General features: G+C 71.7%; 13 protein-coding genes and 1 riboswitch. Of the genes, 12 read left to right on the top strand and 1 reads right to left on the bottom strand.

Annotated elements, in window-relative coordinates; translation table 11 throughout:
- Positions 1–22: 22 nt before the first annotated feature.
- From ACIHCM_RS24885 to ACIHCM_RS24830, 12 genes are all read left to right on the top strand, one after another.
- A complete protein-coding gene (locus ACIHCM_RS24885; RefSeq protein WP_399899683.1) occupies positions 23–199 on the top strand; it encodes a hypothetical protein in 177 nt (58 codons plus the stop codon).
- Between the two features lie 176 nt (positions 200–375).
- Complete coding sequence (locus ACIHCM_RS24880; protein WP_399899681.1) at positions 376–1,002, top strand: hypothetical protein; 627 nt, start codon at positions 376–378, stop codon at positions 1,000–1,002.
- A 38-nt stretch (positions 1,003–1,040) separates the two neighbouring features.
- Positions 1,041–2,525 carry a serine/threonine-protein kinase gene (locus tag ACIHCM_RS24875; RefSeq protein WP_399899876.1) on the top strand — a complete coding sequence of 495 codons (1,485 nt, stop codon included), beginning with the start codon at positions 1,041–1,043 and terminating at the stop codon, positions 2,523–2,525.
- A gap of 143 nt (positions 2,526–2,668) precedes the next feature.
- Entirely contained in the window at positions 2,669–3,313 is a 645-nt protein-coding gene (locus tag ACIHCM_RS24870; protein WP_399899679.1) for a SurA N-terminal domain-containing protein, read from the top strand.
- A gap of 67 nt (positions 3,314–3,380) precedes the next feature.
- Positions 3,381–4,457, top strand: a complete 1,077-nt coding sequence (locus ACIHCM_RS24865) for a nucleoside triphosphate pyrophosphohydrolase (protein WP_399899676.1) — start codon at positions 3,381–3,383, stop codon at positions 4,455–4,457.
- Positions 4,454–5,752, top strand: a complete 1,299-nt coding sequence (locus ACIHCM_RS24860; protein WP_399899673.1) for a cytochrome P450 — start codon at positions 4,454–4,456, stop codon at positions 5,750–5,752. Before ACIHCM_RS24865 ends, ACIHCM_RS24860 begins: the two co-directional genes overlap by 4 nt.
- A 145-nt stretch (positions 5,753–5,897) precedes the next feature.
- Entirely contained in the window at positions 5,898–6,998 is a 1,101-nt protein-coding gene (locus ACIHCM_RS24855) for a transglycosylase family protein (protein ID WP_399899670.1), read from the top strand.
- A 217-nt stretch (positions 6,999–7,215) separates the two neighbouring features.
- Positions 7,216–7,395, top strand: a riboswitch (cyclic di-AMP (ydaO/yuaA leader).
- Positions 7,396–7,398: 3 nt separating this feature from the next.
- Positions 7,399–8,097 carry a transglycosylase family protein gene (locus tag ACIHCM_RS24850; protein WP_399899667.1) on the top strand — a complete coding sequence of 233 codons (699 nt, stop codon included), beginning with the start codon at positions 7,399–7,401 and terminating at the stop codon, positions 8,095–8,097.
- Positions 8,098–8,658: 561 nt separating this feature from the next.
- On the top strand, positions 8,659–9,939 hold the full coding sequence (gene eno, locus ACIHCM_RS24845) for a phosphopyruvate hydratase (protein WP_399899664.1): 1,281 nt from the start codon (positions 8,659–8,661) through the stop codon (positions 9,937–9,939).
- Positions 9,940–10,050: 111 nt separating this feature from the next.
- Positions 10,051–10,527: a septum formation initiator family protein gene (locus tag ACIHCM_RS24840; RefSeq protein WP_399899661.1), complete on the top strand. Its 477-nt coding sequence runs from the start codon at positions 10,051–10,053 to the stop codon at positions 10,525–10,527.
- A gap of 41 nt (positions 10,528–10,568) precedes the next feature.
- Entirely contained in the window at positions 10,569–11,120 is a 552-nt protein-coding gene (locus ACIHCM_RS24835) for a DUF501 domain-containing protein (RefSeq protein ID WP_399899658.1), read from the top strand.
- A complete protein-coding gene (locus tag ACIHCM_RS24830; protein ID WP_399899656.1) occupies positions 11,117–12,070 on the top strand; it encodes an exopolyphosphatase in 954 nt (317 codons plus the stop codon). Before ACIHCM_RS24835 ends, ACIHCM_RS24830 begins: the two co-directional genes overlap by 4 nt.
- Before the next feature lie 149 nt (positions 12,071–12,219).
- Here ACIHCM_RS24830 and ACIHCM_RS24825 read toward each other — a convergent pair whose 3' ends face one another.
- Positions 12,220–12,444: a hypothetical protein gene (locus tag ACIHCM_RS24825; protein WP_399899653.1), complete on the bottom strand. Its 225-nt coding sequence runs from the start codon at positions 12,442–12,444 to the stop codon at positions 12,220–12,222.
- Between the last annotated feature and the right edge of the window lie 486 nt (positions 12,445–12,930).

Genomic DNA, 12,930 nt, shown 5'->3' with positions numbered 1-12,930 from the left:
GTCCGTCCGGATGCTCGCGGCGATGCGCGACAACGCCGGTGCCCTCGGCTTCCGCGAGGTCGTCGCCCGCGTCCGCCCAGCGCCAAGCGACACGGCGGGCGACCGAGCCGCCGGGGGCCTGGTGCCGGTGCGGTGCGAGCCGGAGCGCGGCCACGCGGTCTGCGTCGAGCCCAATGTGTGGATGCGGCACTCTCTTTGAGCCACCGGCGCCCCGGGAGCGGTGCGCGGGCCCGTACGAAGTGATCAGTGTGACAACGGTTCGGTACAACCCGTGCCGGGTTGTCGGTGTCGAGCTATACGCTCGAAGCGACCCTCACACGGCTGGCGCTGTCCGGCGCCTGCCCCGTACCCGCACTTCAGGCACCAGGAGCAGCCATGCATGGCCACGGCTACACGCAGCCGGTGAAGCAACCGCCCCCGACGGCGTGGCTGGTGCTCGTGCGTGTGCTGTTCGTGGCGATCTCCGTCCTCAGCCTCGGCTTCCTGACGTGGACGATGATGCTGCGCCTGGCGATCGTCACCCGGCGCTCGCTGGACTGGGGACTGTTCGTGGCCGTGCTGGCGATCGACATCCTCGCCGTGGTCCTGCTCGGGTCGGAACCCGGGGACGAGATCCACACCCCGGCCGGCTGGACCGGCCTCGCGCTGCTCCTGGGCACGCTGGTGGCGGTGCTCTCGTACTACCTCGCCGCCGAGGTGCGCCACTTCCAGCAGATGCGTCACGGCGGCGGATACGCCTCCCCGCCGGCCCAGGCCTACGGCTACCCGCGGCAGCCGTACACCGACGCGACGACCAGGCCCCAGACGCAGCCCCAGACGCCGCCGCCCCACCCCCCGCTCGGCCCGCACACCCCCCACCCGCGGCCACCGATACCCACCGCGCCCCCGCACCCCCCGGCCCCCGCCCGCATCGACCAGGTCCGGGCCGAACTGGACGAGCTCAGCCACTACCTCCGCAAGCAGGGCGGCCCACGCGACAGCGACCACGAGGGCGGAAGGTGACCGTGACGACGGGACGTGTCGTCGCCGGCCGCTACGAACTGGCCACGCTCATCGGGCAGGGCGGCATGGGCCAGGTCTGGACGGCGTACGACCAGCGGCTGGACCGGCGCGTGGCGGTGAAGCTGCTGCGCCCCGACAAGGTGGCCGGTCAGGAGGCCGCCGAGCTGCGCCGGCGCTTCGTGCGCGAGTGCCGGGTGACCGCGCAGGTCGACCACCCCGGGCTGGTCACGGTGCACGACGCGGGCAGCGAGGCCGAGGAACTGTTCCTCGTCATGCAGTACGTCGACGGCGTCGACCTCTCCGGCCATCTCGCCGGGAGGGACCCGTACCCGTGGCAGTGGGCGGTCGCGGTCGCCGCGCAACTGTGCGCCGTGCTGAGCGCCGTGCACGCCGTGCCGATCGTGCACCGCGACCTCAAGCCGCGCAATGTGATGGTGAAGCAGGACGGCACGGTCACGGTCCTCGACCTGGGTGTCGCCTCGGTCATGGACACCGACACCACGCGCCTGACGCACACCGGCTCGCCGATCGGCTCACCCGCCTACATGGCGCCGGAGCAGGCGATGAGCGGCGCGGTCGGCCCGTACACGGACCTGTACGCGCTCGGTGTGGTGCTGCACGAACTCCTCAGCGGCGAGGTCCCCTTCGCGGGCTCCACGGCCCTCGGCGTGCTGCACCGCCACCTGTACGAGCCCCCGGTCCCCGTACGCCGGATCCGCCCCGAGGTCCCCGAGGCCCTCGAGACCCTGGTCCTGCGCCTGCTCGCCAAGGATCCGCAGCACCGGCCCGGCTCCGCGCAGGAGGTGTACGAGGACCTGTCACCCCTGCTGCCGGAGCGCGGAACCCCCAGCGGTGCGGCCCTCGACCCCACGCGCCCCTTCGTCCGCCCGCACGCCCCCTGGCCGGACCGCGCCCGCACACCCGCGCCCCAGCCCGCCCCCGTCCCGCCGGCCGCCGGAAGAGGGGACGTCGCGAGCGCCGTCGACGAGGTCAAGCGGCTCCTCGGCGAGGGGCGGATCACCCAGGCCGTCGACATCCTCGGCGCGATCCTGCCGACCGCGGCCGAACAGCACGGCGAGCACTCCCCGGTGGTCCGCACGCTGCGCAAGCAGTACGCCGCCACGCTCATGGACGACGGCCAGTACCGGCGCGCGCTGCCCGAACTGCGCCGCCTCGCCGACGAGCGCGCCGCCGAGGCCGGCCAGGCCGACCCGCAGTCCCTCCGGTTCCGCTACGAGGCCGCCCAGTGCCTCGAACAGCTCGGCGAACCGGCGGCCGCGCTCGCCGCGTACCGGGCGCTGCTGCCGTACTACGAGAACCAGTACGTCTCCGGAGACCCCCAGCTCGCGCACGACGTCCGCCGCCGCATCGGCCACCTCCTGCTCGCCCTAGGGGACCGCGCGGCCGCGCACGACACGCTGGCCCGGCTGCTGCACGACGTCGAACGGACGGGCGGGACGGGCCATCCCCTCGCGGTGGAGGTGCGGCGGACGCTGCAATGGCTGGGACAGGTGCGCGGATAGTCCCCCGGCAGCCGGACGGCGCGGCGGTGCCCGAAGTCCTGGTGAATCGTTGGTCGAATGGGTTGGCCAAAGCCGGACTGCTGCCTACCATCGATCACCGCAAGACCTTGTGCACCGTCGCACAATCTCCTCGGGAGGTTCCCTTGCACCGCCGTCGTCGCCGCACCGCGCTCCTCCTTTCCGCCGCGATCGCCTCGGCGCCCGTCCTCACCGCCTGCGGCAGCGACGCGCACCCCGGCGCGGCGGCCGTCGTCGGCGGACAGCGGATCACTGTGTCGCAGCTGGAGACCCGCGTCAGCGAGGTGCGCGAGGCGCAGCGGTCGGCCGTGGCCGACGAGGCGCAGTACGCGCAGGTCATCGCCAAGACCGGCACCCTCACCCGCGACACCCTGCACAGCATGGTCCTGGACCGGGTGCTGCATCGCGCCGCCCAGGACGCCGGCATCTCCGTCAGCCGCAAGGAGGTCCAGGAGATGCAGGACGGGCTGCGCGAGCAGGTCGGCGGCGCGAAGGCGCTGGAGACGACCTGGCTCCAGCAGTACGGTGTGGCGCCGCAGCGCCTCGAGGAGAACCTCCGCCTGCAGCTGGAGGCCCAGAAGCTCGCCGCCAAGCTCGGCACCGACACCAGCCGGCCGGCGTTCTGGAAGGCCCTGTCCGACGCCTCCCGGAAGCTGAACATCGACCTCAACCCGCGCTACGGCGACTGGGACGTGAGCAAGAGCAGCCGCGTGGACGCGAAGACGCCGTGGGTGCGGGAGATCACGGGGCAGGGCCAGCAGCCGGCGTAGCGGGTCCGCGGCTGCCCGTGAGTGGACGACTCACGGGCCTGTCGGTGGCGTGGGTTACGTTCGGAGCGTGAACGCAACCAGCTTCGGCAGCGCCCCTGACGGCGGTCAGGGCAGTGCTCCCACGCGCCCGGAAACCGGGCGCATCGTCCTGCTCACCACCAGCCACCGCGTCGCCCCCGGCCTGCTCTCCTGGCCCGCCTGGCAGGCACTGCACGCCGCCGACCGTGTGCTGTGCGCCGACGGGGCGCATCCGCAGCTCCCGTATCTGCGTGAGGCGGGGATATCCGTGGAGGAGGCCGGTCCGGCCGCCGAGGAGCTGATCGACCTGTGCGCCGGCGGGCGGACCGTGGTGGTCGTCGCCACCGGTGAGGGCGAGCCCGTCCTCACGGACGGCCTGGCGCGGCTCGCCGGCAGCGGCCGCTTCCACATGCCCGAGCTGGAGCTGCTGCCCGCCTCCTACGACCTGCCCGGCGCCCGCCTCCTCGACCTCGTCCAGGTCATGGACCGCATCCGCGCCGAGTGCCCCTGGTCGTCCCGGCAGACCCACGAGGGCCTGGTGAAGTACGGCATCGAGGAGGCGTACGAACTCGTCGAGGCGATCGAGGAGGGCGACCGGGACGAGCTCCGGGAGGAACTGGGCGACGTCCTGCTCCAGGTCGTCTTCCACGCGCGGATCGCGCAGGAGGACGCGGACGCCCCGTTCTCCATCGACGACGTCGCGGGCACCATCGTCGCCAAGCTCGTCCACCGCCACCCGCACGTCTTCGGCGAGGAGACCGCCGCCACGCCCGAGGAGGTCAAGGAGCACTGGCTGCGCACCAAGGCCCAGGAGAAGCAGCGGACCTCGGTGACCGAGGGCATCCCGCTGCACCAGCCCGGCCTGGCCCTCGCGGCGAAGCTGGCGTCCCGGGTGCGCACGGCGGGAATGGACGTGCCGCCGCCGTCCGGCGAGGGCATCGGGTACGAGCTGCTGGCACTGGCGATACGCGCCGAGGCGGAGGGCGTGGACCCGGAGGCGGCCCTGCGCGCGGCGGCGCGCGCCTACCGGGACGCGGTGCGGGCCACCGAGGGCACCGGCGCCCAGGGCCGGTCCGACGAGGCCCTCGGTGACGGGTCCGCCTCTGCGGATACCGTCGAGGAGTGACCGACCAGCACCACCACCCCGACCCGCCCGCGCCCGGCTCCACCCCCGCGCCCGAGCTCTTCACCCGGGAGTTCGCGACCGACCCGTACCCGGCCTACGCCTGGCTGCGCGAGCACGCGCCCGTGCACCGGACGAGGCTGCCCAGCGGGGTGGAGGCCTGGCTGGTCACCCGGTACGCCGACGCCAAGCAGGCTCTCGCCGACCAGCGGCTGTCCAAGAACCCCGCGCACCACGACGAGCCCGCGCACGCCAAGGGGAAGACCGGTATCCCCGGTGAGCGCAAGGCCGAGTTGATGACGCACCTGCTCAACATCGATCCGCCGGACCACACCCGGCTGCGCCGGCTGGTCTCGAAGGCGTTCACGCCGCGCCGCGTCGCCGAGTTCGCCCCGCGGGTGCAGGAGCTCACCGACGACCTCATCGGCCGGTTCGCCCGCGACGGCTCCGCCGACCTGATCCACGACTTCGCCTTCCCGCTCCCCATCTACGCCATCTGCGACCTGCTCGGCGTCCCCCGTGAGGACCAGGACGACTTCCGGGACTGGGCGGGCATGATGATCCGGCACGGCGGCGGGCCCCGGGGCGGGGTCGCGCGGTCGGTGAAGAGGATGCGCGGCTACCTCCTGGAGCTGATCCACCGCAAACGAGCCACCCTCCCCGCCGCACCCGGCCCCGCCGAGGACCTGATCTCCGGCCTCATCCGCGCCTCCGACCACGGCGAGCACCTCACCGAGAACGAGGCGGCGGCCATGGCCTTCATCCTCCTGTTCGCCGGTTTCGAGACGACCGTGAACCTCATCGGCAACGGCACCTACGCCCTGCTCACCCACCCCGAACAGCGCACCCGCCTCCAGCAGTCCCTGGCCCGCGGCGAACGCGCCCTGCTGGAGACCGGCGTGGAGGAACTCCTGCGCTACGACGGGCCCGTGGAGCTCGCCACCTGGCGGTTCGCCACCCAGCCGCTCACCATCGGCGGCCAGGACATCGCGACCGGCGACCCCGTCCTCGTCGTACTCGCCGCCGCCGACCGGGATCCGGAGCGGTTCGCGGACCCGGACACCCTCGACCTGGCGCGCCGCGACAACCAGCACCTCGGCTACGGCCACGGCATCCACTACTGCCTCGGCGCCCCGCTGGCCCGCCTGGAGGGCCAGACCGCGCTCGCCACCCTCCTCACCCGCCTCCCGGACCTGCGACTCGCGGTGGATCCGGCTGAATTGCGGTGGCGCGGGGGGCTCATCATGCGGGGACTGCGGACGCTGCCGGTGGAGTTCACGCCTGCGCAGGAAACGTGACGCACTTTCAACTATGTGATCTTCACGTGATCTGTGCGGCATTAACTTGTGACAAGTGATCGTCTGCCTATACGTTCACCCATCAGCGCGGCCCCCCTGTTTCACCTGCCGCGCAGATCCCCGCTGTCGCGCGAAAGGTCCCCGCATGCTCTCCGGGAACGGTCGTCACCGTCGCCCCCGCCAGGCACCCGCTCTTGTCGTCGCGGCCGGAGTGACCGGCTCCGCCATCGCCATCCCGCTCCTCGGCGCCACCGGTGCGAGCGCCGCCGGCGGAACGACATGGGACCGGGTCGCGGAGTGCGAGACCGGTGGCTCCTGGAGCGCCGACACGGGCAACGGCTACTACGGCGGGCTGCAACTCTCCCAGCAGGACTGGGAGAAGTACGGCGGCCTCATGTACGCCGCGAGCGCGGACCGGGCCAGTCGTTCGCAGCAGATCGCCGTCGCCGAGAAGGTCCTCGCGGACCAGGGCGTGGGCGCGTGGGCGACCTGCGGGCCGCTGGTGGGGCTCGATGTGGACACCGAGTCGGCCGCGGTCGACACGGGGGTGGCCGGTGACGCCTCCAGTACGCCGTCGCATACGAGATCCAGCGATTCGGGAAGTCTGTCCAACTCGCTCGGCTTGTCCCACTCGTCCGGCCGTAGCCATGCCGACGGCTCCAGCGGTTCCGGCGGCTCCAGCGACGCCGATGAGTCGCATGGTTCCGGTGCGCCCACGGATTCCGCGAAGCCATCGAGTCCGGCAAACCCAACGAATTCCCCGGACTCCACTGAATCCGGCGAATCCGGCCAATCCCGCCCGTCCGACGGTTCCACCTCCCAGGAGGCCGGCGGATCCACCTCTCCCGATTCCAGTGGATCCCCCAGCTCCAGCGAATCCCCTGAATCGGGCGAATCCCCCTCAAGTTCCCCGTCTTCCGACGTGCCTTCGGGCATGCCGAGCACCTCGAACCTCACCGACACCGGAGCCCTCGGCACCGGCAAGCACCGAGGGGGCAGCGCGGACGAGGGTGACGGCAGGTCCGGAGAGTCCGCCGGGCGGCATGCCTCGCGCGGAGCCGCCGGCACCCGCGCGGCCGTCGACGGTTCATACACGGTCCGGGACGGCGACAGCCTCTGGAGCATCGCCGACTCCCTTGACGTGCAAGGCGGATGGGCCGCGCTGTACGCCGGGAACAAGAACGCCCTCGGTGCCGACCCCGACCACATCGTCCCCGGTCAGGAGCTCGACATCCGGGCGGAGTAGGCCGGCGAGCAGGCCCGGAAACGGCCTGCGGGCGGCGGGAGTTCACGTCACACTTCGAGCTGAATGTCCGTTTTGGCGAAAGTGTGGGATGAGTCTCAGAAGCCCTGATCGTCTTTGAAATTCCGTCGATCGCCTGTCTACGGTCATGACCGCTCGTCAACACGAGCCCCGGTTGCCGCAACGCCGAATCCTGCCAGCGGCCGGCCGGGAACAGTCGTCGCGTCAAGCGCCGTAGGCAGGAGCGGGGGACCCAAGGTAGGTGCCGGGCCCGGCAGTTGAGGAGACTCAGCGCCGGAACCGGCTTGGGGTGAAGCCACGCCTCCCAGGGAGGTGTGGCCGGGCAACTCAACCGGCCCGAACCCGACAGCTCACCTCGCAGGCGTCGGTGAGGGGATCAACCATGCTGTTTTCCAGCAAGGGCAAGCACCGTCGTCCGTCCAAGGCCGTTCGCGCCATCGCCGCGGTCGGCGTCACCGGTGCCGCCGCCGTCGCCGCGCCGCTGATGGCCGCCGGCAGCGCCTCCGCCGCCACGGCCTCCGAGTGGGACACCGTCGCCCAGTGCGAGTCCGGTGGCAACTGGTCCATCAACACCGGCAACGGTTACTACGGCGGTCTGCAGTTCTCCGCCTCGACCTGGGCCGCGTACGGCGGCACGCAGTTCGCCTCCACGGCCGACCAGGCCTCCAAGGAGCAGCAGATCCAGATCGCCGAGAAGGTGCTCGCGGGCCAGGGCAAGGGTGCCTGGCCGGTCTGCGGCACGGGCCTGTCGAACGCCGCGTACACCGGCGGTGGCTCCACCGACAGCGGCTCCGCCGCGAACGAGTCGCAGAGCACCGACACCAGCACGCGGGCGACCGAGGAGCAGCCGGCTTCGCGTTCCGAGGAGCGTCCGGCCGCGAAGGAGACGGTCACCACGCCGACCGGCGACAAGGTGAAGAAGGGCGACGGCGAGTACAAGGTCGCCGAGGGTGACACCCTCAGCACCATCGCCGCCGAGCACGACGTCAAGGGTGGCTGGGAGAAGCTGTTCCAGCTGAACAAGGACATCGTCGAGGACGCCGACCTCATCTTCCCGGGTCAGCAGCTGCACCTGAAGTAGGACGGCGTACGCCGCCGGCCCGCCGGAGGCCCCAGAGGCTCCCGTGAGGGTCACCCCCCGTCCCCACGGGCTCCCCGCCCTGGTGCGTGTTCCCCCGTACGCACCGGGGCGGGGCTTTTTTACGCCCCGCATCGGTGCGCCGCTATCGGGATCGTCGGTCAGCCGCCCCCCTGTCTCAGCCGTGCGCCGCCCCAGGCGCCCCCTCGCCCTGCATGCCGGCCGCGCGCCGCGCCGATGCCACCCGCAAGGACACGCGCTCGCCTGGGGTCCCGGCCCTTCATCGCCCGTGCACCGCGCCGATGCCGCCCACCGGACATCCACCTGCCCCGCGGTCTCGGCCATCCGGCGTCCCCCGGGTCGCCGTCCGCCGGCCCCCCGCCCCCTCACCCCCCGCTTCCCACCCCGTGCGCCCCCGTCTTTGTTTCGTTCGGAAACAATTTACTCTCGGTTCCGTCCACGAGATGGGCGACCGGCTGGCCGATCGCACGGAGGCGGTTAGGCTCGTCTCGCAGAGCCGCTGCGGTCCTGCTAAACCGCGTCACATCCACGAAGGAGATGCTCGTGCCGTCCATCGACGTCGTCGTAGCCCGGGAAATCCTGGACTCCCGAGGCAACCCCACGGTCGAGGTCGAGGTCGGCCTCGACGACGGCAGCACGGGTCGTGCCGCCGTTCCGTCCGGCGCTTCCACCGGCGCCTTCGAGGCCATCGAGCTCCGCGACGGCGACCCCAACCGCTACCTCGGCAAGGGCGTCGAGAAGGCCGTCCTCGCCGTCATCGAGCAGATCGGCCCGGAGCTGGTCGGTTACGACGCCACCGAGCAGCGCCTGATCGACCAGGCGATGTTCGACCTGGACGCCACCGACAACAAGGGCTCCCTCGGCGCCAACGCCATCCTCGGCGTCTCGCTCGCCGTGGCGCACGCCGCCTCCGAGGCCAGCGACCTGCCGCTGTTCCGCTACCTGGGCGGCCCCAACGCGCACCTGCTGCCGGTGCCGATGATGAACATCCTGAACGGCGGCTCGCACGCCGACTCCAACGTGGACATCCAGGAGTTCATGATCGCCCCGATCGGCGCGGAGTCCTTCTCCGAGGCCCTGCGCTGGGGCGCCGAGGTCTACCACACCCTCAAGAAGGTGCTGAAGGGCAAGGGCCTGGCCACCGGCCTCGGCGACGAGGGCGGCTTCGCCCCGAACCTCGGCTCCAACCGCGAGGCCCTCGACCTCATCCTGGAGGCGATCAAGGAAGCCGGCTACACGCCCGGCGAGCAGATCGCCCTGGCCCTCGACGTGGCCGCGTCCGAGTTCTACAAGGACGGCGTCTACACCTTCGAGGGCAAGGACCGCTCGGCCGCCGAGATGACCGAGTACTACGCGGAGCTCGTCGACGCGTACCCGCTCGTCTCCATCGAGGACCCGCTGTTCGAGGACGACTGGGAGGGCTGGAAGACCATCACCGACAAGCTCGGTGACAAGGTCCAGCTCGTCGGCGACGACCTGTTCGTCACCAACCCGGAGCGCCTGGCCCGCGGCATCGAGGACGGCGCCGCCAACGCCCTGCTGGTCAAGGTCAACCAGATCGGCTCGCTCACCGAGACCCTGGACGCCGTCGAGCTGGCCCAGCGCAGCGGCTTCAAGTGCATGATGTCCCACCGCTCCGGCGAGACCGAGGACGTCACCATCGCCGACCTCGCCGTCGCCACCAACTGCGGCCAGATCAAGACCGGCGCCCCGGCCCGTTCCGAGCGCGTCGCCAAGTACAACCAGCTGCTGCGTATCGAGGAGATCCTCGACGACGCCGCGGTGTACGCCGGCCGCAGCGCCTTCCCGCGCTTCAAGGGCTGAGCGACGCCCTCGTAGGAAGCGTCGTACGTACGTCCCCGCACCCGGTCCCGTACCGTGTGCGGGGACGTACGCGCGTGTGCACCACGCAGGCATGGGGAGGCGAGAGCCGAAATGGCCGTGAAGGAACGCGACCGTTTCTCCACCGCGACCAGGCTCAGGCTGCTCGGCGAGCAGACCGCGGCCCGTGTCTACCGCTCCCAGACCCGCCGCCAGGCCCGCCGTTCCCGGCTCACCGGCCGCGCGGCCCTGCTCGCCCTCGTCGTCTGTTCCCTGGTCGTCGCGCTCGCCTACCCGATAAGGCAGTACGTCGCCCAGCGCGCCGAGATCGCCGATCTGCGGCGGCAGAAGCAGCAGGCCGAGGCGCGGGTCGAGGAACTGCGCGACCTCAAGGCACGCTGGCAGGACGACGCCTACGCGGAGCAGCAGATCCGGCAGCGGCTGCACTACGTGATGCCGGGCGAGACCGGCTACATCGTGATCGACCCGGACGAGGCCAGGCAGTCCCGCTCCGACCAGGGCACGGCCGACCGCCCCTGGTACGCGAACGTATGGGACGGGGTCGACAAGTCCGACGCCGCCCACCACTGAGCCGGTCGCCTCCGGCCGGTGAACGTAACAGAGAGACAGGTATGGAAACGCCCCCGCCGCCCACCCCGCGCACCGAGCCCACCGACGCCGACGTCGAGGCCTTCAAGCAGCAGCTCGGGCGGCCGCCGCGCGGACTGCGCGCGATCGCGCACCGGTGCCCGTGCGGGCAGCCGGACGTCGTGGAGACGGCCCCCCGGCTGCCCGACGGCACGCCCTTCCCGACGCTGTACTACCTGACGTGCCCGCGGGCCTCGTCGGCCATCGGCACGCTGGAGGCCGAGGGCGTGATGAAGGAGATGACCGCCCGGCTGGAGACCGACCCGGAGCTCGCCGCCACGTATCGCGCCGCCCATGAGGACTACATCCGGCGCCGGGACGAGATCGAGGAGCTGCAGAACTTCCCCAGCGCGGGCGGCATGCCGGACCGGGTGAAGTGCCTGCACGTGCTCGTCGCGCACAGCCTGGCCGCCGGGCCGGGCGTCAACCCGCTCGGTGACGAGGCCCTGGCGATGCTGCCGGAGTGGTGGCGCAAGGGCGCGTGCGTGACCGCGGCGAACGAGGCAGACAAGGCGAACGAGGAGGACGGCAAGTGACCCGCGTGGTCGCCGTCGACTGCGGTACGAACTCCATCCGGCTCCTCGTCGCCGACGCGGACCCGGCGACCGGCGAACTGGTCGATCTGGACCGCCGGATGACCATCGTGCGGCTCGGCCAGGGCGTCGACCGCACCGGGCGGCTCGCCCCCGAGGCGCTGGAGCGGACGTTCGCGGCCTGCCGTGAGTATGCCGCGGTCATCAAGGAGCACGGCGCCGAGCGGGTCCGCTTCGTCGCCACCTCCGCCTCCCGGGACGCCGAGAACCGGGACGACTTCGTGCGCGGGGTCGTGGACATCCTCGGCGTCGAGCCCGAGGTCATCACCGGCGACGCGGAGGCCGAGTTCTCCTTCACCGGCGCGACGAAGGAGCTGGCGGTCCGGACGGATCTGCACCGGCCCTACCTGGTGGTGGACATCGGCGGCGGTTCGACCGAGTTCGTCGTCGGCGAGGACCATGTCCGCGCGGCCCGGTCGGTCGACGTCGGCTGCGTCCGGATGACCGAGCGTCACCTGGTCCGGGACGGGGTCGTCTCCGACCCGCCGTCCGAGGAGCAGATCGCGGCGATGCGGGCGGACATCGAGGCCGCCCTCGACCTGGCCGAGGAGACGGTGCCGCTGCGCGAGGCCAGGACGCTGGTGGGGCTGGCGGGGTCGGTCACCACGGTGTCGGCGATCGCCCAGGACCTGCCCGAGTACGACTCGGCCCGCATCCACCACTCCCGGATCGGCCTGGACCGGGTCCGCGAGATCACCGAGTGGCTCCTGCACTCCACCCACGCCGAGCGCGCGGCCGTACCGTCCATGCATCCCGGGCGTGTCGATGTCATCGCCGCGGGCGCCCTGGTCCTCCTTTCGATCATGGAACGGACGGGCGCGGAGGAGGTCGTCGTGAGTGAGCACGACATTCTCGACGGCATCGCGTTCCACGCGGCGAGCGAGCCGCGCTGACGGGTGGTGCCCGGCGGTGGTGATCTCGGGTGCGGCGTCACGGATTCCGGTGGACGCCCCGCCGGTCGTGAGCACCCGGAACGCGCGACGGCCCCGGTTCCTCTGGTGAGGAACCGGGGCCGTTCGTCTCGGCCCGCGCGGGCCGTCCGTCAGTTGCAGAGAAGGACGATGACTCCGCTGCACTCCTCGCCGTAGCCACCGCCGTAGCTGTGGTGGGGCGCCGACTGGACGGACGTGGCCTTCGTGGTGACGGGTGTGGCGGCCGCGGCGGACGCGGCCGTCACCACCCCGAGGCCGAGGGCGATGCCGAGGGCAGTGCCGACCGAAGTTATGCGCGAAGTGGCCCGCACGAGGGCCTTCTGTGAGGTGATCATGTCTGCACGTTATTTCCGCTTCCGGGTAATTTCGCATGGAGAGTGGCCGACCGGGTGACGGTGTGGGTGACCGGCGGTGCGGGGCGCTCGCGCGGCCCGGCGCGGCCCCGGCGCGCCACCGTCCGGCGGCCGACGGACGAGCAGGTCGACCCGCGTATGAGCGTCGTCGGAGGGCCTCCGGCGGCCGCTCGGACGCCCTCGGGGCGCCCGCTTCGGAAAAGTTCGTGAAGTTCTTCACAAGGAATTGGGCCCGCCGGGAGCACGGATGGGTGCCTGTTGACCCTTCCGAGGGGTGAACACGGTCTTGAACATGTTCAGATGGACCGTGTATGGAGCGGCCGGAGGCCCCTTGCGGGAGGGCCCGCCGCGCTTTCTCGGAGGCTCCGGAAGGTCAGAGGAGCAGCTCACGCGGCATTGACAACGGGGTCTGACAAGCCGTGGTTCCCGATGGTGACCATGACTTGCCTCACGCGGGCCGGGGAGTGT

The organism is Streptomyces sp. NPDC052023 (genome assembly GCF_044548465.1).
In the GTDB taxonomy this organism is placed as follows: Bacteria; Actinomycetota; Actinomycetes; order Streptomycetales; family Streptomycetaceae; genus Streptomyces.
This window is presented reverse-complemented; position numbering and strand designations above follow the sequence as displayed.

Coding starts and splice junctions, on each gene's coding strand:
- ACIHCM_RS24855 (WP_399899670.1), top strand. CDS start 5,898: ATGCTCTCCGGGAACGGTCGTCACCGTCGCCCCCGCCAGGCACCCGCT.
- ACIHCM_RS24850 (WP_399899667.1), top strand. CDS start 7,399: ATGCTGTTTTCCAGCAAGGGCAAGCACCGTCGTCCGTCCAAGGCCGTT.
- ACIHCM_RS24835 (WP_399899658.1), top strand. CDS start 10,569: ATGGAAACGCCCCCGCCGCCCACCCCGCGCACCGAGCCCACCGACGCC.
- ACIHCM_RS24885 (WP_399899683.1), top strand. CDS start 23: ATGCGCGACAACGCCGGTGCCCTCGGCTTCCGCGAGGTCGTCGCCCGC.
- ACIHCM_RS24825 (WP_399899653.1), bottom strand. CDS start 12,444: ATGATCACCTCACAGAAGGCCCTCGTGCGGGCCACTTCGCGCATAACT.
- ACIHCM_RS24880 (WP_399899681.1), top strand. CDS start 376: ATGCATGGCCACGGCTACACGCAGCCGGTGAAGCAACCGCCCCCGACG.
- ACIHCM_RS24840 (WP_399899661.1), top strand. CDS start 10,051: ATGGCCGTGAAGGAACGCGACCGTTTCTCCACCGCGACCAGGCTCAGG.